Raw genomic sequence first — 26981 nt, forward strand, 5'->3', positions numbered from 1 at the left:
CTCGGGGGCGCGGACCGCGCCTCTCGCGGCGCTCCGCCGCGCCGCCGCGTCACACCGGCGGTCGCGACGTCGGAGGCGGTCGCGAGGCCGGCGGCGGTCGCGATGTCATCGAGGGGGGCGGCTGCGACGTGTGCGGGCCCAGCGGGAGGCCCGAACCGGAGATGCCCGCGCGCGTGTCGACCGCCCAGAGGACGATCGCGGCGACGACCGGGCCGATGAAGATCCCCGCCGCGCCGAACAGCTCGAGCCCGCCGAAGATGGCGAGGAGCGCGATGAGGGGGTGCATCCCGCCGTGCGAGCTCTGGACCCACGGCCGGATCACGTTGTCCGAGAGCCCGATGAGGACCGCCGCGGCGCACATGCCGATGCCCGCCCCGATGCGCCCGACGACGAACAGGTAGACGGCGGCCCCCAGCGTGACCGGCGTGGTGCCGATCATGGGGACGAGCGAGAGCAGCGTGGCCAGGAGGCCGAGCAGGAACGCGCCCGGCACCTTGCAGGCAAACAGCGCGATCGTCGTCAGCGTCCCCTGGACGGCCGCCGTCGCGAGCAGGCCGAGGACGGCGCCGTGCACCGTGTCCTGGATCGACGCGAAGAGGACGTCCGTCTCCTCGTTCCTGAACGGCGACTGCGTGAGCAGCCAGCGCAGCAGCAGGCCCCCGTCGCGGAGCAGGTAGTAGAGCCCGACGATGAACAGGAACGCGTCGACGATCGTCTGCGGCACCGCGGCGACCATGCCGCCCGCGAAGCCGGCGATCGAGCTGCCCACCCGCTCGAACAGGTTGCTCACGTACGTGCGGACATCGTCCCCGGACAGGCCAGCCCTGTTGAGGAGCCCCGTTATCCTCCCGTCGTTCAGGAGGCCTTCGACCCGCTCGATCGTGTTCGACCAATCCCGCGCGAAGAAGCGGCTTATCGAGGCGGAGGCCTCGATGATGATCACCGCGAGCGGGATGCACACGAGGATGATCACGCCCACCGTCGAGATCGCGGGCGCGAACTGGCGGAAGCGGCCGAGTCGAGGCGCGAGGCGGCGCTGGAGCGGGGAGACGAGGAGCGCGACCAGACCGCCGAGCAGGACGGGGACGAGCAGCCCCTTCACCATCCAGAAGAACAGAGCGATGAGCCCCGCCCGGAGGGCGAACGACAGCCATCGATCGGACTGAAAATCTTGCTGCATCGCCGGGTGCGCTCGCTCCTGCGCCGCGCTCAGCGGCCCATCGTGGGTCAAGGTAGGGTGGGCCTCCGGCAACCACCAGCGATTTCCGCGTTGCGCAAGCGCGGCGCCGAGGTTCCAGGATACAGTCAGGCTCGGCTGACGACCGCGGGGCGCACGGCCGCCTCCACAGCCGCATCAGCCGGAGGGAACGAACATGAGCACGAGCGGAGGCGGAGTTCCGCCCGGAGGCGGAGGCTGGGGCAACGCAGGCGGCGGTTGGGGGAATGGCGGCTGGGGGTCGAGCCCGCCCGGCGGCCAGGGCGTGGCGCCGGGCGGCGGTGGCGGCGCGTCCTCGGCGGGCGGAACCCCGCCGCCTGGCGGATACCCGCCGCCGGGCGGAGGATACCCGCCGCCTGGCGCAGGATGGGGCGCGCCCCCCGGCGGCTACGGCGCGCCGCCAGGAGGCGGCTGGGGCCCGCCGCCGGCTCACGGCGGCGGACCGCCTCACGGCGCCCCGGCGCAGGCTTATTCCGACAAGGACCAGGCGACGGCCTTCATGCTCGCCGTGTTTCTCGGGACCTTCGGCGTCGATCGCTTCTACCTGGGTCAGACGGGGCTCGGGCTCCTCAAGCTGTTCACGTGTGGTGGCCTCGGCTTCTGGAGCCTCATCGACACGATCCTGATCGGCACCGGATCGATGCGAGACGCCCAGGGGCTCGTGCTCAGGCGCGACGCGCCCGTCGGCCACCCGACCAAGAGCCAGTCCACGCTGTTCTTGCTCTCCTATTTCCTCGGCTACTTTGGCGTAGATCGCTTTTATCTGGGACAGACCGGGCTCGGCATAGCGAAGCTCTTGACGTGCGGCGGGCTCGGCATCTGGTCGCTGATCGACATCCTCATGATCGGCATGGGCCGCTTCCGCGACGCAGAGGGCAACTCGCTGCGGTTCGAGCGCTGATCGAGGGGCACACCGGGTCAGGAGGGGAGCGAGCGGAGATACCGAGCCTCGCTGGCCGTCGCCGCGCGGCGCGCGGCGACGGGGCTACTCCAGCGCGAGCATCCGCACGGAGCGAGGCACGAGCCGCACCTCGAGCGCCCCGCGCCGCGCCTCGAAGTGCGCGTCGTCCAGCACATCGCGCGCGCGCTGGGCGCTCACTGTGACGCGCGCCACCACGTCGGCGTCTCCGGGGTTCAGCAAGAAGAGCACCCGCGGCGTGCCCGACGCGTCCTCGTGCAGCGTCGCAAAGACACTGTCGGGATCACACGCGAAGGCCGGCAGGCCGAGCGCGTCGATGGCGCGCGACACCGCGGCGTCGGCCGCGGCGGGGTCGTCCTGGAGGAGCGCCGGCAGGTTCTGCCCGGGGGCGAGGAGCCGCTTCAGATCGTAGGGCCGCGGCAGCTGGCGGAAGGCGCCGTCGAAGGTGGGCTCGCGGGGGCCGAGCGTGATCAGCGTCCCCTGCCGGGACGTCACCTCCAGCCACGCGAACAGCTCCGGGCTCAGGCCGCCCGAGGTGGCGCAGATGACCCAGCGCGCCCCGGCGAGCGAGATGTCGCGATCCTCGCCACCGACGTGGGCGTAGGGGACGCCGCGCGCGTCGAGCGCCTCCTCGAACGCACGCACGAACGTGTCGGACTCCACCGCGAGCGGGTAACCGAGCCCGAGGTCGTCCTCGAGGCAGCGATCGCGGGCGCCGAAGTTCATGATCGAGAAGAACGCCCCGGTGAGCGGGCCGAAGGCGTGCATCACGCGGGAGAGCCGGCGCTCCGTGCGCGGCGTGACGATGCGCACCGGCGCCGGGCGGCGGAGCTCGTGGAACCTCGTCGCCTCGAGGGCCGCGGAGAGCCTCCGCCAGAAGGCGGCGAAGGGGCGAGGGCGGCCGCGCGGATCGATCGGCGCGCCGATCCAGCGGTCGCGCTCGACCGCCATGTAGATGTTGTACCCGCGCAGCCCGTACGCGAGCGCGGCCATCATCACGAACACGCTGTCGCGCTCCTCGAGCGGCGGGAAGAACGGCGGGAAGCCGGCGCCCATCTCGCACGCGAACGGCGGCAGCGAGAGCGCCTCGCAGCGCACGGCGAGCTCGCTCGTACGGCGGGCGAGGATCTGCCGGCTGCTCGGGCTCGCGATGCTGTAGTAGTCGAGGCCGACGAGGTCGACGACGCGCGAGATGCGCGCCGGGTTGAGCGGCGTCGCGTCCTGTCCCATCGGGAAATTGTGCATCGTGGGCAGGCCATCGACGCCCGCCGCGGAGAGCGCCCTCGCGAAGCGCCCCATGGCGGTCTCGAGGAGGTGCTCGTGGAACTCGCTCCAGTCGAGGTGGCGCGCGAGATCGGCCGGCGTCTCGGCGTCGAACGCGACCGGCGGCGTGATCGTGGCGAACCGCAGATCGCCCTCCTCGGCCTGCGCGCGCTCGCGGGCGATCGCGCGCACGAGCGCCGCGCCGACGTCCTCGGTCGCGTCGCCCTCCGGCGCGGGCTCCACCCTCCTCGGCGCATACGCGCGCTGGAGCGCCTCGATCGTCCGGTACTTCTCGCGCAAGAAGTCGCGGTACAGGGAGATCGCGTCCGGGTGGTAATCCTGGTCGTACGCCCCGTCGCGGAAGTAGAGCGCGCCCTCGTTGTCGATCTGCAAGAGCACGATGGGCCCGTCCGGGTAGAGGTGCGGCTTCAGGACCGGGGCGAGCGCGTTGAAATAGCGGGCGACCTCGTCGTGGAATGCGTTGCTCGCGTAGCTCGGGACCGGGAACCCGTACGGCAACATCGGGAGCACGACCGGGTTGTTGCGCGCCGAGCGGGCCTGGCAGCTCGGGTCCCAGATGACGCGCTCGGGGATGCCGAAGCAGGTGAGCTCCGCGTTGATGTGCGGGCCCGGGCGGGCGATGACGTAGAAGCCGAGCTCGTGCGCGAGGCGGAGAAAGGCGCCGACGTCGCGGCGCGGATCGAGCCGGCCGAAATCGAACTGCCCCGGGCCGGTCTCGTGAACGGCCCACGGCACATAGATGTCGATCAGGTGAACGCCGAGCGAGCGCGTGGCCTCGAGGCAAGCGCGCCAGTGCTGCGGGTCGAGCCGCCAGTAGTGCACGCTGCCGGCGTACAGCGGGACCAGCTTGCCGCCGATGTCCAGGCCGCCCGGGACAAGGCGTACCCCCCGCGCGAAACGTTCCTCTGGAGAGCCCGCGTCCTGGGTCGTGGCCACGCGCGCGCACACTAGCAAGGATCGCGGGGAGATCGATACCGCCGCGTTCGGCCCGGCGCGCGCTGGATTGGGACGGCGTCGGCGCCGTGGCGCAGCGCTCAGCGCAGCATCGACACCGAGCGCGCCACGAAGTCGTAAACTGGCCCCCAGTAGACCCCGAGCAGCACGGTCGGAATCGCGAGCGCGCACGCCGTCCCGCCGAGCAGCGGCCGCACCGGTGTGGGCTCGGTGCGATCGCTCCTGTCGAGATACATCGTGCGGAGCAGGCGCGCGTAATAGAAGAGCGAGATCACGCTGTTCAGCACGCCGACGACCGCGATAACCCAGCTCCACGCGCCCCCGGCGGCGAGCAGCGCCGAGAAGAGGTAGAATTTGCCGATGAAGCCCGCCGTCGGAGGCAGGCCGGTGAGCGAGACGAGGAACACGGCCATCGCCGCGGCGACGAGCGGGGCGCGGCGCCCGAGCCCCCGGAAGGCGGCGAACGTCTCGTCTCCGCCGCTCTCCTCGGCCACGGCCATCACCACCATGAACGCGCCGAGGTTCATGAAGCAGTAGGTGACGATGTAGAAGGCGATCGCGGCGACGCCGGCGCCGCTGAACACCGAGAAGCCGAGCAGCATGTACCCCGCGTGCGCGATGCTCGAGTAGGCGAGCATGCGCTTCACGTTCTCCTGCTCGAGCGCCGACAGGTTGCCGACGGTCATGGTCGCCATCGCGAGGCACCCGAAGAGCACCGGCCAGGGCGTCGCGACGCCGGGCGGCGCGCTCCCGGCGCCGAGCGCGTCCGAGAAGAAGCGGATCAGCACCGCGAAGCCGGCCGCCTTCGGCCCCACCGAGAGGAACGCGGTCACCGGGGTCGGCGCGCCCTCGTACACGTCGGGCGTCCACATGTGGAACGGGGCGGCGCTGATCTTGTAGCCGAAGCCCGCGAGCATGAAGGCCGTGCCGACGAACACGACCTCCGGCACCTTGCCCTGCTGCGCCGTGAGCGCGGCGATCCGCGCCGCGCACTCGTCGAGCCGCATCGACGCGGTGATGCCGAAGATCCAGCTCATCCCGTAGAGCATGATCCCCGACGCGACGCCGCCGAAGATGACGTACTTGAGCGCCGCCTCGCTCGATTTCGCGTCGTTGATCTTGAAGCCCGCCAGCACGAAGCTGATGACGCTGACGAGCTCGAGCGACAGGTAGATGAGCAGCAGGTGGCGGCTCGCCGCCATCAGGTTCATGCCCAGCGAGAGCACGAGGATCAGCGTGAAGAGCTCGCCCGAGTCGCGGCGGAGCTCGGGCTCGATCCCGGGGGCCCGCGGGGGCACCAAGAAGAGGACGATCGCCCCGGTGACGAGCGCGAAGATCACGCGGAAGAGGTTCGAGAAGCGATCGAACGCGAGCAACCCGTGGAAGAGCGCGCGAGGGGCGGCGTCCGTCGCCAGGAAGTACGCGCCCAGCCCGCCAGAGCAGGCGAGCGCAGCGAGGCTGAGGATCACGAGGCCGGCGAGCTTGAGGCGCGCCGGGGACGCGAGGTCCCACACGACGAGCAGCAGGGCCGCCGCGATGAGGACGAGCTCCGGCGCGAAGTAGGCGAGGCTCGCGACGTTGTCGAGGGTGCGGGGTTCCACGGCTTACCTGGCGCTGGCGAGGGCGCCCTGGCCCGGCGAGGCGCCCTCCTCCGGGGCGCCCGCGCGGGCGTACGCGGCGCCGCCCACGCCGTCTGCGCCTGGCGCGCCGGCGATCTGGGACTGCCCCGGCCTGTCGACGAGGCGGTGCACGTCGAGGGCCCCGCGATCGATGAGGCTGAGCAGCGGGCGCGGCCAGAAGCCGAGGACGAGGACCAGCGCCGCGAGCGGCGCGATCGACGCGAGCTCTCGCCCGCTGATCTCCGGGAACTTCCCGCCGAACGGCTCGAGGTACTTGCTCTGCCGCCACGACGCGCGGAACGTGCCGAGGAACATCCGCTGGAGGGCCCAGAGGTGGTAGGCCGCGGTGAGGATGACGCCGACGGCGGCGAGGATCGTGAGGGCGCGGTAGCGCGGGAAGGCGCCGATGAACGTCATCGCCTCCCCCCAGAAGCCGGACAGGCCGGGCAGGCCGAGCGACGCCATGAACGCGAAGCCGACGAGCGCGGTGTAGAGCGGCATCTCCGAGGCGAGGCCGCCGAACCTGTCGATGTCGCGCGTGTGCACGCGGTCGTAGACCACGCCGACCAGGGTGAAGAGCATCCCGGTGATCAGGCCGTGGTTGAACATCTGGACGAGGCAGGCCTGGATGCCCTGCGGCGTCATCGCGCCGAGCGCCAGCAGCGTGAAGCCCATGTGGCTGACGGAGGAGTAGGCCACGAGCTTCTTCAGGTCGCTCTGCGCCATGGCGCAGAAGGCGCCGTAGAGGATGTTGACCACCCCGAACACCGCCATGGCCGGCGCGGCCCACTGCGTCGCCTCGGGCAGCAGGGTGAAGTTGATGCGGAGGATGCCGTAGGTGCCCATCTTGAGGAGCACCCCCGCGAGGATCACGCTGATCGCGGTCGGCGCCTCGACGTGGGCGTCCGGCAGCCAGGTGTGGAACGGGAACATCGGGATCTTGATGGCGAACCCGACGAAGAGCCAGATCCAGACCACCTTCACCGCGGCGACGCCGAGGATCGTGAGCCCCTGCGCCGCCCAGGCCACCCGCGAGAGCTCCGGGATCGAGAAGATGCGCTCGGTGGCCTGGCCGTCGACCAGGTAGGTGTGGCCGGCGTTCAGGTAGAACCAGATGAACGCGAGCAGCATGAAGACGCTGCCGGCCAGCGTGTAGAGGAAGAACTTGATCGCCGCGTACTCGCGCCGCGGTCCGCCCCAGATGCCGATGAGGAAGTACATCGGCAGGAGCATCACCTCCCAGAAGACGAAGAAGAGGAACAGGTCGAGCGCGATGAAGACGCCGAACATCCCCGTGACGAGGAGGTTGTACATCGCGAAGTAGCCCTTGAGCTGGTCGTGGACGCTGTAGCTCGCGAGGGCGCCCACGAACGAGATCAGCGCCGTGAGCAGGACCATCGAGATCGACACGCCGTCGACGCCGACGAAGTACTCGACGTTCAGCGAGCGGATCCACACGCCGTGCTCGATGAACTGGTAGCCGTCGTTCCCGTCGGCCCTGGTGAAGCCCCGATCGAACTGCGCGTAGAGCCACGCCGCGAGCACGAGGTTCACGCCCATCAGCACGACGGTCATCAGCCGGAGCTTCCTGTCGTCCCGGTAACGCAAGAGGTGCGCGAGGAAGACCGCGACCACGCCGAGCAGCGGCAGGAACGTCAGGATCGAGAGGATGTGGTCGCCGACGAAGCCAAGGCTGCTCCCGCGCTCCGCGTGGATGCCCATCGCGACGGTCCGCGCTACACCCAGCGCGCCGGCCGCGCCGGCCGCGCCGGCCGCCACCGCGTCCGACTCGACGACGACGTGCCCGTAGAGCTCCCGCGCGCGCACGCCCGCGGTCTTCCACCGGACCACGACCTTCCGGCTCGCGCCCGGCGGGAGGGTCGCCGAGGTGCCGCCGCCCTCGAGCTCCACGCTGACGCCCGGCGGGACGCGCGGGTCCTCGGGGGACGTCCGCACGATCACCCGCGTCACCTTCAAGGGGCCGTCGCCCTGGTTCTCGATCGTGAACGAGCCGACGTGATCCGGCCCGCTCGCGGCGAGCTCGACCGGCGCGCCGGGCGGCTCCGCGCGCAGCGCGATCTGGCCGCGCGGCCCGGGCGCCCTCGGCGCTTCGAGCGCCTGCGCCAGCGCCGGCGGCGCCGCCCCGAGCACGACGGAGAGCGCGACCAGGAGGGGGATCAGGAGCTTCATCGAGGTGGACCTGGCCGATCTCGCGAGGGCGAATCCACGGCGCATGCTGACGAGGGAGAGGTTCGACATCGGCCGTTCACCGCAGGAAGTAATGAACGATGCTGAACAAGGCGACGCCGCCCAGGAGGAAATAGACGTAGCTCTGGATGCGCCCGGTCTGCAGAGAGCGGAGCTTCGCCCCGGCGCTCAGCGTGCCCTCGGCGACGAGGTTCACGACGCCGTCGACGAGGTACCGATCGATGGCGCCCGTGACCCAGGCGGCGGCCCGGGTCAGGACCGCGATCCCGTTGACGATGCCGTCGACGATCCAGCGGTCCATCTCGGCGAAGAAGAGGCGCAGCGAGAGGGCGGCGCGCACCACCGTCGCGTCGTAGATCTCGTCGACGTAGTACTTGTTCGAGAGGAGCTGGAAGCCCGGGAGCCGCCGCTCCTCCTCGGCCCAGCGCGGGGAGCGGCGCGCGCCGTAGCGGGCGCGCGCGAGCGAGAAGGAGACGATCGCGCCGCCGACGGAGAGCGCCATGAGCGCGAGCTCGAGCCCCAGCCCGTGGCGCCGGAACGAGACCTCCGCGTGAGCGAACACCGGATGGAGCCACGCCTCCAGCAGGGGCTCGCCGTGGCCGCCGACGAAGTGGCTGGAGAAGCCGAACACGACGCCCGCGCCCGCCGACAGGACCGCCAGCACCGCGAGCACCCAGGTGATCGCCGGCGGCGACTCGTGGACCTGGGTCTCGATCTCCTTGCGGGCGTGGGGCCCCTCGAACGTCAGGAAGTAGCTCCGCCACATGTAGAACGAGGTGCCGAGCGCCGCCGCGAGGCCCATCCCGTAGAGGAGCAGCCCCGGGATCGGGCCGGTGTTCTCGGTGCCGAACGCCTTCCAGAGGATCTCGTCCTTGGACCAGAAGCCCGCGAAGAACGGGATGGGCGCGGCGGTGATGGCGAGGCACGCCGCCTGGTACGTCCGCGCCGTGAGCGGCATGACGCGGCGGAGGCCGCCCATGTTGCGCATGTCCTGGGCCGCGGCCTCGTCGTGCTCCACCGCGTGCATCCCGTGGATCACCGAGCCGGAGCCGAGGAACAGGCACGCCTTGAAGAAGGCGTGCGTCATCAGGTGGAACACGGCGGCCCAGTACGCCCCGACGCCGACCCCGATGAACATGAAGCCGAGCTGGCTCACCGTGCTGTAGGCGAGCACCTTCTTGATGTCGTACTGGAAGAAGCCGATCGTCGCCGCGAGAAGCGCCGTCGAGGCCCCGATGAGCGCGATGACGCCGCCCGCGACCGGGCTCAGCGAGAACAGGAAGCTGAGGCGCGCGACCATGTAAACGCCGGCCGTGACCATGGTGGCGGCGTGGATCAGCGCGGAGACGGGGGTCGGGCCGGCCATCGCGTCCGGCAGCCAGACGTGGAGCGGGATCTGGGCGCTCTTGCCGGCGGCGCCGACGAAGAGGAAGAGGCAAGCCAGCGTGATCAGCGCGACGCCGCCCCACACCGTCTTCGACTCGAGGGCATCCTTGAGGAACGCCTTGCCGCTCGCGTCCTTGATGACGAGCTGATCGTGGATCTCGCGGAACGTGACCGTCGAGCCCACGGTCGCCACCACGATCTCCTTGCCCGGCTCGACGCGCATCCGCTCGATCGCGGCGATCTCGACGCCATCGCCCCCGATCACGGCGCCGTCGCCCGGCACGATCACAACGGAGTGCGCCCCGGCGTCGATCTCCTTGCGGATGAAGGGGGACACGCCGAACGGCCGCGGGCTCGAGGCGAGCTGAGCGGCGTCGGCGATACCGAGGTACACGCGCGCGCCGGGATGACCGGTGAAGGTGAGGTATCCCTTCGCCCCTGCGAGCGGCTGCGCCTTGCGCTCGCCCGCCTTGCCGCCGGCGCCGTCCTTCGCCCCGGCGGAGGCGCCGTGATCGCCGCGCGCCTCCGCGGCCACCGCGATGAAGCGCGCGCGGTAATCGGAGAGGAACCGGCCGTCGTCGAGCCACCTGGCGCCGAGACCCCAGAAGAGGAGCGCGAGGCCGCACACGAAGCCCCAGTCGCCGATCCGGTTCACGACGAAGGCCTTCATGCCGGCAGAGGCCTTCTTGTAGTCGCTGTACCAGAACCCGATGAGCAGATAGCTGCAGAGGCCGACGCCCTCCCAGCCGAAGAACATCACGATGAAGTTGTCCCCGAGGACGAGGAGCAACATCGAGAAGACGAAGAGGTTCAGGTAGGTAAAGAATCGCCAGTACGCCGGCTCGGCCTCCATGTACGAGGCGGCGTAAACATGGATGAGCGTGCCGACGCCGGTGATGATCAGCGTCATGAGGCAGCTCAGCGGATCCATCACGAACGCGAAGTTCGCGTCGAGCGATCCGATGCGGATCATCTGCCAGGCGAAGCTGTAGAGCGCGCGTTCCCCCGGAGCGAGCCCGATGAGCTGGACGAAGCTCGCGAGCCCGAGGGCGAAGGCGCCCAGCATGGCGCCCACGGCGACGAGCGTGACGCCGAGGCTCCCGATGTGGAGCCGCCTCGACACATCGCGACCGAACGCGCTCCGCTGCAACGCGCGGCCGAACAGCGCGTTGATCACCGCGCCGAGCATCGGCAGGAGCGGAATCCACCAGAGTGGCGTCAGCGCCGTGTGGACGTGCGTGACCTGGCCGGAGTAGTCGGGCATCGTTGGGGCAGCCGGTGAGAACATGGGCCGGCACGCGCGTCTTGCTCTGCAACCACCCCGCGACGTGTCAGTCGGCTCTGGTGACTCCCCCGCGGAACCGGAGGAGCCGCACGTTAATGGAGGGTCACAGGGCGGGTCAATACTTCCATCGGCCCTGTTCCACGGCGAGACGCGCTGTTCTTGCGCGCATCTCGCACCTCTGCGAGGTCAGCCGTCGGTCGTCCGCTGGTCATCGTCCTCGCGCGCGGCGCCGCCGCTCGATGACGGCGCCGCGCCGCCGAGCTGCGTCACGCGCCGGATCGCGAGCCACAGATCCCGCCTGCCCTCGCCGGTGATCGACGAGAACCCGATCGCGCGGCGGAGACCGCCGCCCGCCATGCGCGGGGCCGCCGCGGACAGCTGGTCCAGCGCGCGCCGGACCGACGAGCGCTGCACCTTGTCGACCTTCGTCGCGACGAGCAGCAGCTCCACCGGCCGTCGCGCGACGTCGCGGGACGCCTCGATGAAGCGGATGAGCTCGAGATCGTCCTCCTCGAGGCCCCGCCGCGCGTCGACCAGGAGCAGCACCGCGGCGAGCGTGACGCGCCCGCGCAGGTACCCCTCGATCAGCGACGCCCACGCCGCTTGCTCGGACTTCGAGCGCCGGGTGAAGCCGTACCCCGGCAGATCCACGAGCTGGAACACCGCGCCGTCGCGGGCCCGCGCCTCGTAGAGGTTGATCTGCCGCGTCGAGCCGGGGTTCGAGCTCGTCCGGACGAGCCCTTTGCGCTCGACGAGCGTGTTGATGAGGCTCGACTTGCCGACGTTCGAGCGCCCGGCAAACGCCACCTCCGCGCTGACGGGCGGAGGGAGCGACGCGAGCGAGCCCGCGCCGGCGACGAAGGACGAGTCGACGATCTGGAACGGATCGAGCTGCCGCTCGGCGCGCGCCGGCGGAGCAGCTTGAGGCTTGGGGGCGCGGCGGGAGGTGGTCACTTCGAGCGGGGCGGCTGGAACTGCGGCTTGCACTCGTCGCACTGGCAGAGCGAGCGCAGGTACCGGAAGGTGTAGATCCCCGAGTCGTGCCGATCGCCCCACGTGAACTGGAGCGCGTAGTTGCCGACCTGCTCGATCTCGCGGACGTTCAGGTCGCCGCCGGGCACGAAGTTGATCGTGCCGCCGTGCCCCTGGCAGTTCGCGCACGGGCAGTACCCGCGCAGGATCTCGTGCGGAAGGACGCTGCGGTGGCCGTCGGCCCAGTGGATCTCCATCACCCGCGCGCCGTGCGGCGCCTTGACCTGAGTGGGAGTCAGCTTCGGATCCTGCGGCATCGTGCCCTTCCAGGCGACGGCAGTACCACGCCGATCCGGCGCTGCAAAGCGCCGCGGCGCGTCGGCCGCGCGCCGCTCCGCTTTTCTCGGATCCCGCGGTGCCTCCGGGGTTTCCAGGGCTCCCCCAGGGCTCGCCCGCGCCGGCGCTCTCCGCGCCCTCCCGGGCGCCTCGGGCCAGCACAGGAGCGGGAGCGGACCGCGGCTGCGCACGTCACGCGCGTTGCGCACGTCACGCACGTCACCCTGCGGCGACCACCCGCGCATCGACGGGGGCGAGCGTCGCCTCGACGCGCTCGAGGATCCGCACGACCGCGGCGCCCTCGTCGAGCGGCGTCAGCGGCGGCGCGCGGTCCTCGACGCAGCGGAGGAAATGCTCGATCTCCACGGAGAGCGGCTCGCGCCACGGCACCTCTAGCTCGCTCCCGGCCGGCGCGAGCTCGAGGTGCGCGGCGCGCTCGCCGGCCGGCGGGCCTGCCGCGGCGCCGCGCGCGTCCAGGAACACGATGCGGTCGGGCGCGCGCACGTCGTCGAAGACAAAGGCGCCCGCGCTGCCGACGAGCCGCAGCCGCCGCTCCTTCGTCGGGCTCGACGAGCAGAGCTCGATCCGCGCCGCGAGGCCGCTCTCGAGGCGCGCCTCGAGCGTGACGAGCTCGCCGCACGGCGCGAGGTGGGCCCGCGCCTCGGCGAGCGGGCTCGAGTCGAGCGCCGAGAGCAACGAGAGATCGTGCGGCCCGAGCGTCCAGAGCGCCGACCGGGCCCCGCCGCCGGCGCCGGCGACGCCGGCGCTCATCGACAGGCGCGCCGCGCTGAAGCTCACGAGATCGCCGAGGCGCCGCTCGCGCGCGAGCGCGACGAGGCGCACCACGGAGGGGTGGTAGCGGAGCAGGTGGCCGACCATGCCGATCCGGCCGAGCGCAGCGGCGCGGGAAGCGCAGCGATCGGCCTGCGCGGCGGAGAGGGCCAGCGGCTTCTCCACGAAGACATCGGCGCCGGCCTCGAGGGCCCGCAGCGCGAGCTCGGCGTGGCTCGCCGCGGGGGTCGCGATGATCACCGCGTCCACGCGCGCCGCCAGCGCCTCGTCGATCGTGCGCACGAGCCGCGCCCGCGGGGCGAGCGCGCGCGCCCGCGAGAGGCGGCCGCGGTCGACATCCGCCACGGCGACCACGCGCGCCCGCGCGTTCTCCGACAGCGCGCGGAGGAGCTTCTCCCCCCACCGCCCGCAGCCCACCAGCGCAACCCGGACGTTCGCGGCGCTCACGGCGCCCCCGGCGCCGCGGCGGACTCGGCCGGCCGGAGCGTGAGCTCGCCGAGGATCGCCTCGCCCTCGGCGTTGCCCGGGTGGATCGAGGGCCCGTTGATGTCGACGAGGAAGTCGTACCGCGCGCGCGCCTCGCCCTCGATCGTCGCGCGCACGCGGACGTGCTGGAAGCAGGCCGACTCGGTGGTGGCGCTCCATGCGGGCGCCTTCCCCGGGTGCCGCGCGCCGATCGCCTCCGGCACGCTCCGGCCGCCCTCGGGGCGGTACTGCTGCACGATGCCGAGCGCCGCCCTGCGGTCCGAGGCGTTGAACCTCGATTGCGTCCAGAGGACCGCGCCGCCGGCGGCGGCGCTGGTGCCCACGAGCAGCAGCATCCGCACCGCCTTGCCGTAGTCCATCCGCGAGCCGTATAGCCCCGGCGCTCGAGGAGGGCCAGCCGGGGCGGCGCGCCGCCTAACCCACGAACGACCCGAGCCCGCGGAACCTGCGGTACCGATCGTCGACGAGCTCCTCCGGCCCGAGCCCGTCCATCGACGTGAGCGTCGCCCAGAGCGCCTTGTCGAGCCGCGCCGCGGCGTCGTCGTGATCCTGGTGCGCGCCGCCGGTCGGCTCCTCGACGATCGTGTCCACGACGCCGAGCTGCAGCAGATCCGGCGCGGTGATCTTGAGCCGGGCCGCGGCCTCGTCGGCGCGGGAGCCGTCCTTCCAGAGGATGGCCGCGCAGCCTTCCGGCGAGATGACCGAGTAGCAGCTGAACTCGAGCACCAGCACCCGGTTGGCGACGCCGAGCGCCAGCGCGCCGCCCGAGCCCCCCTCGCCGATGACGGTCGCCACGATCGGCACCCCGACCCGCGCCATCGCGGCGAGCGCGGCGCCGATCGCCTCGCTCTGGCCGCGCTCCTCCGCGCCGATGCCCGGGTAGGCGCCCATCGTGTCGATGAACGTCAGGATCGGCAGCCCGAACCTGTCGGCCATCTCGTAGAGCCGGATGGCCTTCCGGTAGCCCTCCGGGTGCGGCATCCCGAAGTTGCGCTTCACGTTCTCCTTCGCGCCGCGCCCCTTCTGGTGGCCCACCACCACCACGCTCCGCCCGTGGTACGTCGCGAGCCCGCCCACGATGGAGCAGTCGTCGGCGAAGCGCCGATCGCCCTTCAGCTCGACCCAGTCGGTGAACAGCCGCTTGATGTAATCGAGCGTGTACGGCCGGTTCGCGTGGCGCGAGAGCAGCACCTTCTGCATCGGCGTGAGGCCCGCGAAGATCTCGCGCGCCAGCCGGCCCGTGTTGTCCTCGAGCTGGGCGAGCTCCGGCTCGAACCGCGGGTCCGCCGCGGCGAGCGCGCGCAGCTCCCGCACCTTCTCGATGAGCTCTGCGACAGGTTTCTCAAAGGGTAGGATCGAAGCAGCCACGGCCCGGACCCTAACGCTGCAGCGGGCGGACGGCTACGGCGCTGTGGTGCCGCGCTGCATCGTCCACGGGATGACGCGCGCGCACACCCCGGCCGATCGGCCGAGGCGACGCGTCACCTCGGTCATTCGGGGAGGGCGTTGGTCGGCTCGGCGTGGATGAAGGCGTTCGCCGGGACCTGCGACATCGGCCGGCTCCGGATGACGTTGTAGATCGTGACCGGCTTGTCCTTGCCCTTCACCTTGGCGGGCTGGAGCTCCTCGGTCTCGAACCTTCCCCCGAGCTGCGCGTACGTGCTCTCGCTGATGACGATCTGCCCGGCCAGCGCGATGGAGCAGAGCCGCGCCGACGTGTTCGCCACGTCGCCGATCACCGTGTAGCTGAGCGCCTTCGAGCTCCCGATGTACCCGGCGACGAGCGGGCCGGTGTGGATCCCGATGCCGACCGCGAGCGGAAGCTCGCCCCTCTCGAGCCGCTCGCGGTTGAACTCGCCGAGCACCTCGCCCATCTTCAGGGCGCACTCCACGCTGCGGACCGCATCGTCCCGGTGGGCGACCGGCGCGCCCCAGAGCGCCATGATCCCGTCGCCCATGAACTTGTCGAGCGTGCCTTCGAACTGGAAGATGGTGTCGACCATCCGCTCGAAGTACAGGTTCAGCATCTCGACGAGCTCCTCGGGCCGCTTGCTCTCGGCCATGCGCGTGAAGCCGCGGATGTCGCTGTTGAAGACGGTGCACTCCTCGACGTGCTGGCCGCCCTGCTTCACGGCGAGCTGGCCGCTCAGCACGCGCTCGGCGATGTTCGGCGAGAGCAGCCGGCGCAGCTGCTCGCGCGTGACGATCTCGTTCTCGATCTTCTTCCCGAGGATGTTGATCTCGATGAACATCGCCGCCTGGTAGGCGATGGCCGTCACCAGCTCGAGGTCCTTGGGCTGGAACTGCGCGAGCGTCTCCGAGTCGAGCCAGAGCACGCCGAGCACCTCGCTGTTGTGCTGCAGCGGGGCGACGATCGCCGAGCTGATCCGGTTCAAGATCATGCTCTTGCCCTTCGACGCCGCGAAGTCCATCGCCGCGTCGTGGGTCAGCACCGCGGCCCGCTCGTGGACGACGTGGTTCAGGATCGTCGACGACACGCTGATCGGGGCCGTCGTCCCGTCGCGCCGCTGCATGGCCTGCGGGGTGAGCTCGCCGTTCTCGTTGCGCAGGAAGATCACCCCGCGGTCGGCGCGGATGAACTTGAACACGCTCGTGAGGATCTTCTCGAGCAGCTTCGTCGTGTCGCGCTCGGCGGCGATCTCGCGGGACAGCTCGTGCGACAGGCGCAGCCGCTCGTAGTCGGCGCGCAGCTGGTTCATGTCGTTGGCGATCCGATCGAACGCCAAGAACCCCTTGTCGACCGCGGCGATCTGCGTCCCGATCTGCCGGGCCTGATCGTTCACGTCGATGCGGGTGCCCTGCGCGACGAACGAGCCGCCGTGCGCCCCCGAGCGCCCCGGCAGCGGCGCGGTCCCGCCCGGCCCGGCGCCGAGCGGCGGTGGCGGCACGTACGGCTGCCGCGTCACCGGCGGCGCCACCGGCGTGCCCGGAAGCGGCGGCTGCGGCGGCTGGCGCTGGTACTGCGGCTGCTGCGGCGGATACCCGTGGCCCGGCGGCTGCGCCGGCGCCGCGCCCTGGTGGTTGACCACGGGCGGCCAGCCCGGGACGAGGGGCGGCGCGACCGGGGCGGCCGGATCGTCGAAGCGGCCACGCGTCGACCCCAGGGCGATCTCGTCCCCGTGCTTCAGCGGCGCTTCGCCCCGGACACGCTCGCTGTTGATGAACGTGCCGTTCAGGCTCCCCAGATCGCGCAGGACGAAGTGATCGCCCCGCTGCTCGATGATGCAGTGCTCCTTGGAGACGATCTTGTCGAGCAGCTGGATGGAGTTGTTCGGGTGGCGCCCCAGCGAGTTCACGGGTCGCAGATCGATCGCCTGCTGGCCCTCGGCGGTCTGCAGGATGAGGCGGGCCATCGGTTCTGGCAGATTACCCAGCCGGGCACGGACCGACAATCTTTCCGGCCGAAGTCCAGCGCCGGCCGCGGGGAGCGACCGTGCCGGGCCGCGCAAAATGCGCCTTCGCCCCGCGGGAAACACCTGCGCCGAGCTCGACCGCCCGGGGCGGCTGTCGCCGGCTGTCGCATGGATACCTGACCGGATGATTAGCTTACCGGGCCCTGCATCTCATGGCGGGCGTCGCCTGGAACGGCTATGCGCCCACATGCCGCCGCGTTAGTCGGCCGCATGGATTCCGCGTACCTCCTCGCGATCGATCAGGGCACCACCGGAACGACGTCTCTCCTCATGGACACGTCGGGCGCGACGCTGGGCCGCGCGACGCGCGAATTTCGCCAGCACTTCCCGGAGCCGGGCCTCGTCGAGCACGACCCGGAGGAGATCTGGCAGAGCGTTCAGGATGCCGTGGGCGAGACGCTCAGGGCGGCGGGCGTGGCCGGCAGCGCGATCAAGGCCATCGGCATCACGAACCAGCGCGAGACGACGCTCGTCTGGGAGCGCGCGACCGGGCGCCCGATCCACCGCGCGATCGTGTGGCAGGACCGCCGCACGGCGGCGCGCTGCGCCGAGCTCCGCGCCGCGGGCCACGAGCAGGCGGTCGAGGAGACCACCGGCCTCGTGCTCGATCCGTACTTCAGCGGCACGAAGCTCGCGTGGCTCCTCGACAACGTGCCCGGCGCGCGCGCGCGCGCCGAGCGCGGCGAGCTCTGCTTCGGCACCATCGACAGCTTCCTCGTCTGGCGGCTCTCGGGCGACGCGGCCGGCGGCTCGCCGGTGCACGCGACCGACGTCACCAACGCGTCGCGCACCCTGCTCATGGGCCTCGCGTCGCTGAGCTGGGACGACGCGATGCTCGCGATGCTCCAGATCCCGCGCTCGCTCTTGCCGCAGATCGTCGGCTCGGCGGGCCGCATCGCGGCGACTCGCGGCTTCCCGCACCTGCCCGACGGCATCCCGATCGCCGGCATCGCGGGCGACCAGCAGGCGGCCCTCTTCGGCCAGGCCTGCTTCGCGACGGGCGACGCGAAGTGCACCTATGGCACCGGCGCGTTCGTGCTGGCCAACATCGGCGATCGCCCGCTCAGGAGCCGCTTCGGCCTGCTCACCTCCGTCGGGTGGAAGATCGGCTCCGAGGTGGTCTTTGCGCTCGAGGGGAGCGCCTTTATCGCCGGCGCGGCGGTGCAGTGGCTCCGCGACGGCCTGGGCCTCATCAAGAGCGCGGCGGAGATCGAGGCGCTCGCCCGCAGCGTGCCCTCGAGCGAGGGCGTCACGTTCGTCCCGGCGCTCTCGGGCCTCGGCGCGCCCTACTGGGATCCGGACGCTCGCGGGATCATCTCCGGGGTGACGCGCGGCACGACCGCGGCGCACCTCGCCCGCGCGACGCTCGAGGGAATCGCGCTCTCCGTGACGGATCTCGTGCGGGCCATGGCCGACGACCTGGGCCACCCGCTGCGCCGGATGCGCGTGGACGGCGGCGCCGCCGCGAACGACCTGCTCATGCAGTTCCAGGCGGACGTGGCGAACGTCGCTATCGAGCGCCCCACCGACCTGGAGACGACGGCGCGAGGCGCGGCGATGCTCGCCGGGGTAGGCGCCGGCCTCTTCCTCACGAAGGAGGACGCGGCCCGCATGTCCCGTGTGGGGCAGAGCTTCCAGGTCGAGATGAGCGAAGCGGCTCGATCCGCCCACCTCCACCGCTGGGCCGACGCCGTCGCCCGCACGCGCGCGAAGCGCAGCTGAGCACTCGCCGATTCCCCTGAATTTCCACGCTGTTTTCCGCTTGAACCAGGTCTTCCGAAGCTCTCTCCCGAGCCGTCATCGCGCCGCGGCTCGGCGGCCGAACGGGCTTCCGGATCAAGGAATCAACCCTAGGTTGCGAGAGTTAGGCCCAGAAGCCCCCAACCAGCGTAGAGTGCTATGACGACGGCGCATTTCCGTTCAAACTTGGTGCACTTGAACCGAGGCGCGCGGCCAGCCCACCGCCGCCTCGCTGCTTTCGATGGAGACGAGGAGGACATGCCGACTACCGAGAATGCTTCAGCCGGCGGGACGGCCGTTCGCGACATCCCGATCGACTGGGAGGCGCTGGAGGACGCCTTCGAGAACAACGCCCCAGAGGTGCACTCGTACCTGCACCTCGGCACGGGCGACGTGCTGCGGGTGGTCGACGGCGTGGCGGATCCGCAGATGCACGCGCGCATCGCGGCAGACGCGAACTACCTCCGGATCGATCCCGTGAGCTCGCGCGAGCAGTACCGGTGGATGGAGCGCTACATCCCGATGGTGGAAGACATGGATCTCCAGGCGAAGCTCAGCCAGGCGATCGATGGCAAGGGCGCGTTCCGTCGCTTCAAGGATGTTTTGATGTCCTACGGTCCGGAGCGGGAGCGCTGGTTCGCGTTCCGCAGCGAGCGGCTGCGGATCTTCATGGAGGCGTGGCTCAGCGCCCACGCGCTGAACCCGGTCCCTCGCCCGCTCTGGGTGCCGGAGGTGCCGTCTCGTCCGGAGCCGATCGTCCCGGCGGCCCCTGCGGTGGAGCCGCCGGCGCGCGAGCGCGAGGAGACGCGAGAGCCCCGCCGCGGCAAGAGCGTGGAGAGCCTGCGCAAGAACCTCCGCGACATCGCCGAGGCGCTCGGTCCGCGGGATCTCGACACGCTGACGGCGTTCGCGGAGTTCCTGAAGGCGCGCCGCGCGGCGCGCTCGTTCGCGCACCACTACCACGAGGCCCAGGGGCCGGTGGACGACGACGCCGGGCCTGCTTCGCAGGAGATCGCGAGCGAGTCGCGCAGCGACACGGCGTGAGGGCGCGCCGCCGGCGCCGCGATCGCGGCGCCGGGGCGCTGGCCTGAGGGTGGGTGGGGGAACGGAGGGGAGCGACGGCTTCGAGCGCCGAGCGGTCTAGAAGTACCAGTCGGTGCGGGCACCGATGTACTGGCCGAGCTTCGAGCCGACGCCCGGACCGGCGCCCGTCCTCTGCAGGTAGCCGGACATCGCCTGATCCCTCGCGGCATCGTTGTAGATGGCCAGCGAGTAGATGAGCTTGAAGTGCGGCCGCGCGCCCGCGCTCAGCTCGCCCGTCGGCACGAGGGTCGGGACGACCGAGACCTTGACCGCGGTGCCCAGCTCGCCATCGCCGTCCTTACGGCCCTGGAACGAGGCCTCGACGACCGGGTGGAAGTTCTTGTGCGCGAAGATCGTGGCGTTCGCCTGGACCGAGAAGTCCATCTGCTTCTCGAGCTCCGTGGCGGGCGCGGCGCCCACGGCCTCGTACGCCGCCTTCGTGTAGTGGAAGGTGGCGAGGCCTTCCAGGGCGGCGGCGTCGCCGAGCCGGAAGCCGACGTGCTCGACCGCCTCGATGGCGAAGGAGCCCGCGTAGGTGCCGAACGAGTCCGAGTTGGGGTCCGAGTTCGGGGCGCCCCAGGTCTGGTACGTCTTCGCGCCGCCGGCGGCGCCGTTGGCGATGCCGGTGCCGAAGCGCACCGCCGTGTCGCTGAAGTTGCCCTGGCCGAGGCCGAGGTGCAGCTTCGCGCCGATGACGCCGCCGAAGTCCGCCGGCGCGTTCTCGGGCACCGCGTAGCCCTCGCCCAGCTTCGCGGCCGGCAGGACGTGGAACTCGCCGTGGACCTTGACGTGGTGCTTGGCCTCGCCGCCGAACTCCGCCTTGTAGTTGCCGGCGAAGATGGTGCGGAAGCGCTCGAGGTTCCCGCCGGGCGCGTCCCCGTTCACGTCGATGTTGTAGGGGGGCCTGGTGTCTCCGAAGCCGCGATACCCGAGGATCGCGAGCTGCAGGCCGCCGTACTTGATACCGCCGCCCTGGCCGCTGAGGTCGTCGAGGTAGAAGTAGTCGCCGATGGGCGCGTACTGCTCGCGGAAGAACTTCGCGCCGCCCCAGACGCTGAGGCCCGGGACGAGGAAGTTGCCGGCCTCGATGTACGCCTGGTTGAACTGCACCGTGATCGACTGGCCACCGTTCGAGGACGGCTGCATGAACGGCCCGCCGTACTGGTTCCAGATGGCGAAGGTCATCTCGGACTTGACGTAGAAGTCATCCGGCGTCGCGCCCTTCACCACGTGCGCGACGAACGACGGCTCGGAGTAATCGCCCTCTTCGTAGCGGCCGCCGATGCCGAACCCGAGCAGGTTCAGGGACGCGCCCTGGACGTTCTGCCCGTAGACCGGGGACCACGCCATGCCGAGGCGTGAGTACCAGTGCCACTCAAAGTTCTCGCTCCCCACCGCGTGAGCCGACCGCGGCGCCGCCGTGAGGCAAAGGGCGGAGACGGAAAGCAGCCCGAGGGCTCGGACAGCGGCGCGCCGACCCGCGATTCGCTTGCTGGGGACCGACGACCTGTCTCTCATAAGTGATGTCATCGAACGACGCTCCTATCCATTCTCTGGGAGTGTGCTTGGGGTGATGGGAGGTGATTCGGCCAGATGGCCAAGCGCGGCAGAGGAAGTGGCCTGTCAAGAGAATCTAAGTTGACTCTGTAGGAAAGAGCCACCCGCTGCCACACATGCGGGGCCCGCGGTGGGCACAGTTAACAGGAACGTTCTGTTCATGTCAAAGGTCTCCGAACACCCTTCGGCAGTTTGTCATCTTCTGCGGCGCGTTATTATTAAGTAATCGAAATCACTTGATTAAGCAGGACCCGCTCTCTTCCTCGGACCAGGAACGGGGGCCCGGAATGACGCATCGCACCAAAAACAGGCTCGCGCTGGCTCTCGCGCTGCCTGAAGTGTTGCAAGAAGAATTCACGGGTGCCCCGGGTGCGTTACTTGGTGCGCGCCGCGCACGTGAGACGGAAAGGAAGGCTGCATTGGCGAGCCCCGGCCAGCTGCGTTTTCGCACCGCGATGGCTCCGCCGCGCGCGGCGGCGTGCCGCGTGTTTCGGGACCTCGAACCTGGCTTTTCATGTCGACACCCGGCCGGGGCGTCGCCGCGGTGCTCGTCTCTCTCCTGGGTTGAACCCAGGGCGAGCCGTCGGCCCCGCTGAGCGTCATTGACGCTCGCCGGCGCGCCGAACGCGTCGCGCCAGCGAGCGGATCCTGCGCGCGCGCGCAGGACCATGCCGCGGAACACAGGCCGCGCAGGCAGATCGCCCTTCGTCGACAGGATAACGCATTGCGTTGCAACAGCGCAACGACCGACGCAGATCCAGAGCGGGTCAGTCTCGATTGCAGTGCAGCGTGGGTGGACATGTTCTTGTCCAGGAAGGGCGGTGCGCTGTCGCCCCGAGACATCCCATCTGCTTCGGCGAGGCCGGCTGGTGCCTGGCGGGCCTCCGGGCGCGGTCGCGGCGCGCGCCGCGGTGCCACCGGCTCGCCGCACCGAACGCTTGAGTCGTTGAACGAGAGGCCTCCATCCTCTGCATGAGTAACGGCTCGTGAGCCCTCTTCACGATGTCTGGTGCTGTCCTTCGCTATCGAGAGGTCGAATCGACCCGCGAGATGGACTTCTGCTCTCCTGCCGCCCGGGCGTGCGGCTCGACGTGGCGCGCAGCTGGCCGGTCGCTCGGCGCGGCTCAGCGTGCGGGCGTGATGCTCAAGGAGACCCGGGCCCGCGCGTTCTGGTAGTACGCGTCGAGCGCCTGGGCGAGCCGCTGCCCCACAACCCAGCGCTTGAGCGCCGGGGCGACCTCCTCGTAGCGTTGATCCTTGAACGGCGTGGCGCCGGAGCGCAGGACGATCTTGAGCTCGAAATCGGTGGGCTCGAGCATCGGCGCGACCATGCGATCCAGGTACAAGCTCGCGCGCGCCTGGCGGCGCAGCAGCGCGTCGAGCTCGTCGGAGCTCATCCCCTCGGCGGCCGCCGCGGCGAGGAGGCGCGCGCGGCCGCGAGCGCGCTGCTCCAGCGCGATCCGGGCGGCCTCGGCCCGCTGCGCCACCTCGGCCGAGGTCGGCGCCGGCGAGATCGGCAGGCTGGCGAGCAGCGTCTCCGCGATGTGCCTGTCGAGCGCGGCGCGGACATGCCTGTCCCGGTACAGCCCGGGCTCCGCGTCGGGATCGGCGAGCGCCTCGAGGCGGGCCTCGAAGGCGAGCTCCCGCTCGAAGATGAACTGAGGCCGGCGCACGCCGCCCGTCTCCGGCGCATGCCAGCGCACGACGACGCGGTCGAGCGGCACCGGCGCCGCCGCCGACGGCGCGACCTGGCCGTGGGCGCTCGACGTCGGCGACGCGAACGCGAGCGACGCGAGCAGCGTCGTGAGGAGCCCGGAGCGGCGCACATCGGCAGGCTAGCGCAACCGCGCCGCGCATCCCATTCCGGGCAGCGCCGCGCTCGCGGAGCGCCCGGGGCGCGGGCGGCGGGTATAGAATGGCGCCACCATGTACAGGCAGTTCGCGCTCGAGGGCGAGGTCCACACCTCGCTCGACTGTGTGCCGCTCTCGGTGCGGCGGAAGCTGGACCTCGCCGAGATCAAGATCTCTCTCGCAGGGTGGCAGGCGCTGTCGCGCGCGGAGCGGCTCGCCCTGTGTCACCTGCCGGCCGACACCGACGAGGACGTCGCCGTCTACGCCGAGGTGCTCCGCGGCTTTGCCGAGCGCGCCGGGGTCGCCCTCGCCCCCCTCGCGGGCGCGCCGGTGCGCCGCGCGGCCTGGGATCGGGACAGCGTGAGCGCGCGGCTGCGCGAGCGGCTCGGCCCGGACGGCGCGCTCGACGAGGGCGCGCTCGGCCGCCTGGCGGAGCTGACCGAGGAGGAGCGCTACGCCATCGTCAAGCTCGCCGATCCGAAGCGCGGGCCCGAGAAGCTGCGCGCGCTGCTCGGCGAGCTCGGGCTGTCCCGGGACGCCGGCGCTGCGCGCTCGCCGTGAGCCAGGCCGCGGCGAGGATCCCGGGCGCAACGAAGGCGCGGGGCAGCGCGCTGTCCGCGCGGCTCGCGCGGGGCGAGCTCGTGGTCCCCTCGCGCTGACGTTCGGCGGCGGAGCGTCAGCGCGCCGCGCTCACCACTTCACCATGACCTTCGACGGGTTGACCTCCGCGGTGACGCGCGGAACGTCGACGAGCACGTCGAGGAAGTCGCTGCCCGGCTGGCTCAGATCGAGGTTCGCCGCCTTGGGCTCCACGCGCGCCACGATCGCGTCGGCGTTGACGGCGCCCACGTCCTCCGGCGTCCCCGTGATCCTCACCTGCACCACGGCCGGCGCGACCGTCGCGCGCGGGATGCCGATCACCTCGACCTTGCGCTCGAACGTCCGCGTGGCGAGCTCGCGCCCGATCTCGAGCGTCGCCATCACGCTCTCGGAGCTGTACGTCACGAGCTTGGGCGGCCGATCGAGCGCCAGCTGCCGCTGGTAGGTGCCCTCCGTGAGCCCGCTGATGTCGAACGGCGCGGAGCGCGCGAGCTGCATCACGTCGACGACCGAGCGCGGGCCGCGGGCGCTGACCATCGGCGGCTCGACCGAGACCATCCCCTTCACGAGGAACCCCTGCGCGGTGTCCCCGGTGCGGGGGACGTGCACCGGGATGGCCCGGGTGACGACGTCGTCCCAGCCGAGCTCGATCGTCGACGGGTACATCTGCTCGACCATCAGCCCGGCCGGCACGTGGAACATCGACGCGTCGAGATCGATGTGCGTCACCGTGCCGTTGCGGAGATCGAGCCGCAGGGTTCCGAGGCTCTCGGCGCGCAGGTCGTCGAGCTGCGTCCGGGAGCCGCGCACCGTGACCGCCACCTCGTTCGGGATCTGGGTCATGAGCTGCCGGTTGCTCGACTCGGGCGGGAGGATCGAGACGACGCTGAGCATCAGCGTGCGCTGCGCGTTCTCCGCGCCGTGGATGAAGGCGTAGAGGCACAGCGCGAAGGTGATCGAGAGCAGCTTGAGGCCGAGGTTGTCGAGCAGCGCCGAGCGGAGCGCCTCGCGGATGCCGGCAAGCGTCATGGCTCATCTCGCGGGGGCATCCCCTCCGCGCTCCCCTTGGATGCGGCGGTCGCCGCGACCTGCCCGGTCGGGACGAAGGTGCGCTGTGACGGGACGGGGGAATCGGTCGCGGCCGCCGCGGGGACGTCGACCATGGCCGGCCGGCCGCGCTCGGACGGGCGATCCGCGTCCTGCGGCGCGGCCGTCCCACCGGCGCCGGCCCCGGCCGCGGCGCGCAGGTCGGCGCTGGATCCCGTCGCGGCGCGCGCCTCGGCGCCCGAGCGCATCGGCGTGGACGTCGACATCCGCGCCATCGGCCGCGCGTCGGGCTCCACGGCCGCCTTGATCATCGAGGACGTCTTCGAGACCGGCGCCGCGGGCTTGGCCTCGATCGGCGCGGGCTTCGCGGCGGCGGGCTTGCCGGGCTCGTGGGCCTGCCCGGCGCCTTGCGTCGCGCCCACGGCGGGGCCGCGCGCCGGCGTCGGGAGGCTCGCGCGGCCGACCTGGGCGACCTTCTTGGCGAAGCGCCGCCTGCGCGACGAGCGGCCGAAGAGCCCGAGCAGCGCGTGACGCAGCGACTGGCCGTCGAGGTTCGAGACGATGTTGCCGCTGAAGCAGAAGCTGATCGTGCCGCGCTCCTCGCTGACGACGACGACGACGGCGTCGGTCTCCTCGGTGATCCCGAGCGCGGCGCGGTGGCGGGAGCCGAGGCTGGCGTCGAGGATCTTGGTCTCCGGCATCGGGAAGAAGACGCCGGCGCGCGCGATCTTGAGATCGCGGATCAGCACCGCGCCGTCGTGCAGCTTGTTCACCGACTCGGGGACGAACAGCGAGACGAGCAGCTCTCGGGTCACGACCGAGTCGATGTGGATCCCCTCGCTCTTGACGAACTCCAGCACGTTGGCGTCCTGCTCGAAGGCGATGATCGCGCCCATGCGGTGGCGGGCGAGCTCGGTCGCGGCGGCCACCACCTCGTCGATGACGCGCGACTGCTGCTCGCGGCCGCTCGTGAACCAGTTGCTGCCGCCCACGCGGATGAGGGCGCGGCGGATGTCGTTCTGGAAGACGACGACCACGATGAGGATGATCGAGGAGAGGAGCCAGGAGAGGAGGTTGAGGAGCGTGGTCAGGCCGAAGATCTTCGCCCCGAGATAGATGAGGAAGACGATGCCGAGCCCGAGGCCCATCTGCATCGCGCGGGTGCCGCGCAGCACGAGGAGCGCGCGGTAGACGACGTAGGCGACGATGAAGATGTCGAAGAAGTCCCGGATGACCTGCGTCGCCGGCCTCACCGAGAAGAGGCGGAGGAACCCTTCAACCATCGGCTCGCGCCCCCTGGGCGACGGGGCCGTCCGGGCGCCGACGGTCGCCGGCGCCCGCGCGCTCGATCGCGCGCATCACGTCGAGGGCCTGGCGCACGGGGCGGACATCGTGGACACGGACGGCCGCGGCGCCGCGCGCGGCGCACGCGATCGCGGCGGCGACGGTGCCGCCGAGGCGGTCCGGGGGCGGCGCGAGCAGCGCTTCCTCGCCGCCGCCCCGCGCCGCGGCCTCCGAGGCCGCGGCGCGCGCCAGGAACGACTTGCGGCTCGGCCCGACGAGCACGGGAAAGCCGAGGGCGCAGAGCTCGTGCATCCTGGCGCACAGCTCGAGCGACTGCCGCGCGTTCTTCGCGAAGCCGAGGCCCGGATCGAGGACGAGCTCGCCCTCCGGCAAGCCTGCCTCGAGCGCCCGCGCGGCGGCGCTCGACCACTCGCGGGCCACGTCGGCCACGACGTCGTCGTAGGCGTCGTCGGGGTACGCGGAGAAGCCGGCCATCGCCGACATCGGGCCGCGGCTGTGCATGAGCACGAGCGACGCCCCGCGCCGAGCGCAGAGCGCGCCGAGCTCCGCCGCGCTGTCGAGCGAGATCGAGTTGACCACGGCCGCGCCATCGTCGAGCGCGCGCGCCGCGACGGCGGGAGAGGTCGTGTCGATGGAGACCACCGCTCCCCTCTTCACCGCGTCGCGCACGCTCCCGCCGATGCGCGCGATCTGCTCGTCATCCGGCACGGGCCGCGCGCCCGGCCGCGTCGACTCCGCGCCGATGTCGATCATGTCTGCCCCCTCGGAGAGCATCGCATCGATCTGCGCGAGAGCCGTATCTTCATCCGCAAAGCGACCGCCGTCGGAGAACGAGTCCGGCGTGCGGTTCAGGACCCCCATGATCACCACGCTCCTGCGGCGTTCGAGCAGCATGCGCAGCGGGGAC

Annotated in this window: 20 protein-coding genes; 4 read left to right on the forward strand and 16 right to left on the reverse strand. The window is 71.3% G+C overall.

Features of this window, described 5'->3' with window-relative positions; genetic code table 11:
• Window positions 1–49: 49 nt before the first annotated feature.
• Window positions 50–1231: an AI-2E family transporter gene (locus WMF34_RS38710; RefSeq protein ID WP_012240214.1), complete on the reverse strand. Its 1182-nt coding sequence runs from the start codon at window positions 1229–1231 to the stop codon at window positions 50–52.
• 142 nt (window positions 1232–1373) lie between these two features.
• On the opposite strand from WMF34_RS38710, the gene WMF34_RS38715 reads away from it, so the two are divergent.
• A complete protein-coding gene (locus WMF34_RS38715; protein ID WP_437990936.1) occupies window positions 1374–2117 on the forward strand; it encodes a TM2 domain-containing protein in 744 nt (247 codons plus the stop codon).
• 84 nt (window positions 2118–2201) lie between these two features.
• Here the strand turns inward: WMF34_RS38715 and WMF34_RS38720 are convergent, their stop codons facing one another.
• From WMF34_RS38720 to WMF34_RS38765, 10 genes are all read right to left on the reverse strand, one after another.
• Window positions 2202–4355, reverse strand: a complete 2154-nt coding sequence (locus WMF34_RS38720; RefSeq protein ID WP_437990937.1) for a beta-galactosidase — start codon at window positions 4353–4355, stop codon at window positions 2202–2204.
• Window positions 4356–4453: 98 nt separating this feature from the next.
• Complete coding sequence (locus tag WMF34_RS38725; protein ID WP_012240217.1) at window positions 4454–5974, reverse strand: NADH-quinone oxidoreductase subunit N; 1521 nt, start codon at window positions 5972–5974, stop codon at window positions 4454–4456.
• Between the two features lie 3 nt (window positions 5975–5977).
• A complete protein-coding gene (locus tag WMF34_RS38730) occupies window positions 5978–8251 on the reverse strand; it encodes a complex I subunit 4 family protein (protein ID WP_437990938.1) in 2274 nt (757 codons plus the stop codon).
• 7 nt (window positions 8252–8258) lie between these two features.
• Window positions 8259–10850: an NADH-quinone oxidoreductase subunit L gene (locus tag WMF34_RS38735; protein WP_157907212.1), complete on the reverse strand. Its 2592-nt coding sequence runs from the start codon at window positions 10848–10850 to the stop codon at window positions 8259–8261.
• A gap of 207 nt (window positions 10851–11057) precedes the next feature.
• Window positions 11058–11825 carry a ribosome biogenesis GTP-binding protein YihA/YsxC gene (yihA, locus tag WMF34_RS38740; protein WP_157907213.1) on the reverse strand — a complete coding sequence of 256 codons (768 nt, stop codon included), beginning with the start codon at window positions 11823–11825 and terminating at the stop codon, window positions 11058–11060.
• The gene (locus tag WMF34_RS38745; protein WP_044966844.1) at window positions 11822–12160 is read right to left on the reverse strand and encodes a gamma-butyrobetaine hydroxylase-like domain-containing protein; all 339 of its coding nucleotides are present in this window, start codon (window positions 12158–12160) and stop codon (window positions 11822–11824) included. Before WMF34_RS38745 ends, yihA begins: the two co-directional genes overlap by 4 nt.
• 238 nt (window positions 12161–12398) lie before the next feature.
• Complete coding sequence (locus WMF34_RS38750; RefSeq protein WP_437990939.1) at window positions 12399–13418, reverse strand: Gfo/Idh/MocA family protein; 1020 nt, start codon at window positions 13416–13418, stop codon at window positions 12399–12401.
• On the reverse strand, window positions 13415–13816 hold the full coding sequence (locus WMF34_RS38755; protein WP_437990940.1) for a hypothetical protein: 402 nt from the start codon (window positions 13814–13816) through the stop codon (window positions 13415–13417). The genes WMF34_RS38750 and WMF34_RS38755 overlap by 4 nt, the downstream gene beginning before the upstream one ends.
• A 55-nt stretch (window positions 13817–13871) precedes the next feature.
• Window positions 13872–14825 carry an acetyl-CoA carboxylase carboxyltransferase subunit alpha gene (locus tag WMF34_RS38760; protein ID WP_012240223.1) on the reverse strand — a complete coding sequence of 318 codons (954 nt, stop codon included), beginning with the start codon at window positions 14823–14825 and terminating at the stop codon, window positions 13872–13874.
• A gap of 122 nt (window positions 14826–14947) precedes the next feature.
• The gene (locus tag WMF34_RS38765) at window positions 14948–16831 is read right to left on the reverse strand and encodes an adenylate/guanylate cyclase domain-containing protein (protein WP_049876505.1); all 1884 of its coding nucleotides are present in this window, start codon (window positions 16829–16831) and stop codon (window positions 14948–14950) included.
• Window positions 16832–17101: 270 nt separating this feature from the next.
• On the opposite strand from WMF34_RS38765, the gene glpK reads away from it, so the two are divergent.
• Window positions 17102–18613, forward strand: coding sequence for a glycerol kinase GlpK (gene glpK, locus WMF34_RS38770; RefSeq protein ID WP_437990941.1), 1512 nt, complete (start codon window positions 17102–17104; stop codon window positions 18611–18613).
• A gap of 276 nt (window positions 18614–18889) precedes the next feature.
• On the forward strand, window positions 18890–19675 hold the full coding sequence (locus WMF34_RS38775; RefSeq protein WP_012240226.1) for a UPF0158 family protein: 786 nt from the start codon (window positions 18890–18892) through the stop codon (window positions 19673–19675).
• Window positions 19676–19771: 96 nt separating this feature from the next.
• On the opposite strand, the gene WMF34_RS38780 is transcribed toward WMF34_RS38775, so the two are convergent.
• Window positions 19772–21109 (reverse strand): carbohydrate porin, encoded by a 1338-nt coding sequence (locus WMF34_RS38780; protein ID WP_157907214.1) that lies wholly within the window; start codon window positions 21107–21109, stop codon window positions 19772–19774.
• A 1286-nt stretch (window positions 21110–22395) separates the two neighbouring features.
• Complete coding sequence (locus tag WMF34_RS38785) at window positions 22396–23097, reverse strand: hypothetical protein (RefSeq protein ID WP_012240228.1); 702 nt, start codon at window positions 23095–23097, stop codon at window positions 22396–22398.
• Between the two features lie 100 nt (window positions 23098–23197).
• On the opposite strand from WMF34_RS38785, the gene WMF34_RS38790 reads away from it, so the two are divergent.
• Complete coding sequence (locus WMF34_RS38790) at window positions 23198–23683, forward strand: nitrate reductase associated protein (RefSeq protein ID WP_012240229.1); 486 nt, start codon at window positions 23198–23200, stop codon at window positions 23681–23683.
• 129 nt (window positions 23684–23812) lie between these two features.
• On the opposite strand, the gene WMF34_RS38795 is transcribed toward WMF34_RS38790, so the two are convergent.
• From WMF34_RS38795 to folP, 3 genes are read right to left on the reverse strand one after another with little or no spacing between them, the layout of a single operon-like run.
• Window positions 23813–24751 (reverse strand): CdaR family protein, encoded by a 939-nt coding sequence (locus tag WMF34_RS38795; protein WP_012240230.1) that lies wholly within the window; start codon window positions 24749–24751, stop codon window positions 23813–23815.
• Window positions 24748–26052: a diadenylate cyclase CdaA gene (gene cdaA, locus WMF34_RS38800; RefSeq protein ID WP_012240231.1), complete on the reverse strand. Its 1305-nt coding sequence runs from the start codon at window positions 26050–26052 to the stop codon at window positions 24748–24750. Before cdaA ends, WMF34_RS38795 begins: the two co-directional genes overlap by 4 nt.
• A complete protein-coding gene (gene folP, locus WMF34_RS38805; RefSeq protein WP_437990942.1) occupies window positions 26045–26968 on the reverse strand; it encodes a dihydropteroate synthase in 924 nt (307 codons plus the stop codon). The genes cdaA and folP overlap by 8 nt, the downstream gene beginning before the upstream one ends.
• Window positions 26969–26981: the final 13 nt, after the last annotated feature.

The organism is Sorangium sp. So ce145 (assembly GCF_051525985.1).
GTDB lineage: Bacteria > Myxococcota_A > Polyangia > Polyangiales > Polyangiaceae > Sorangium > Sorangium cellulosum_B.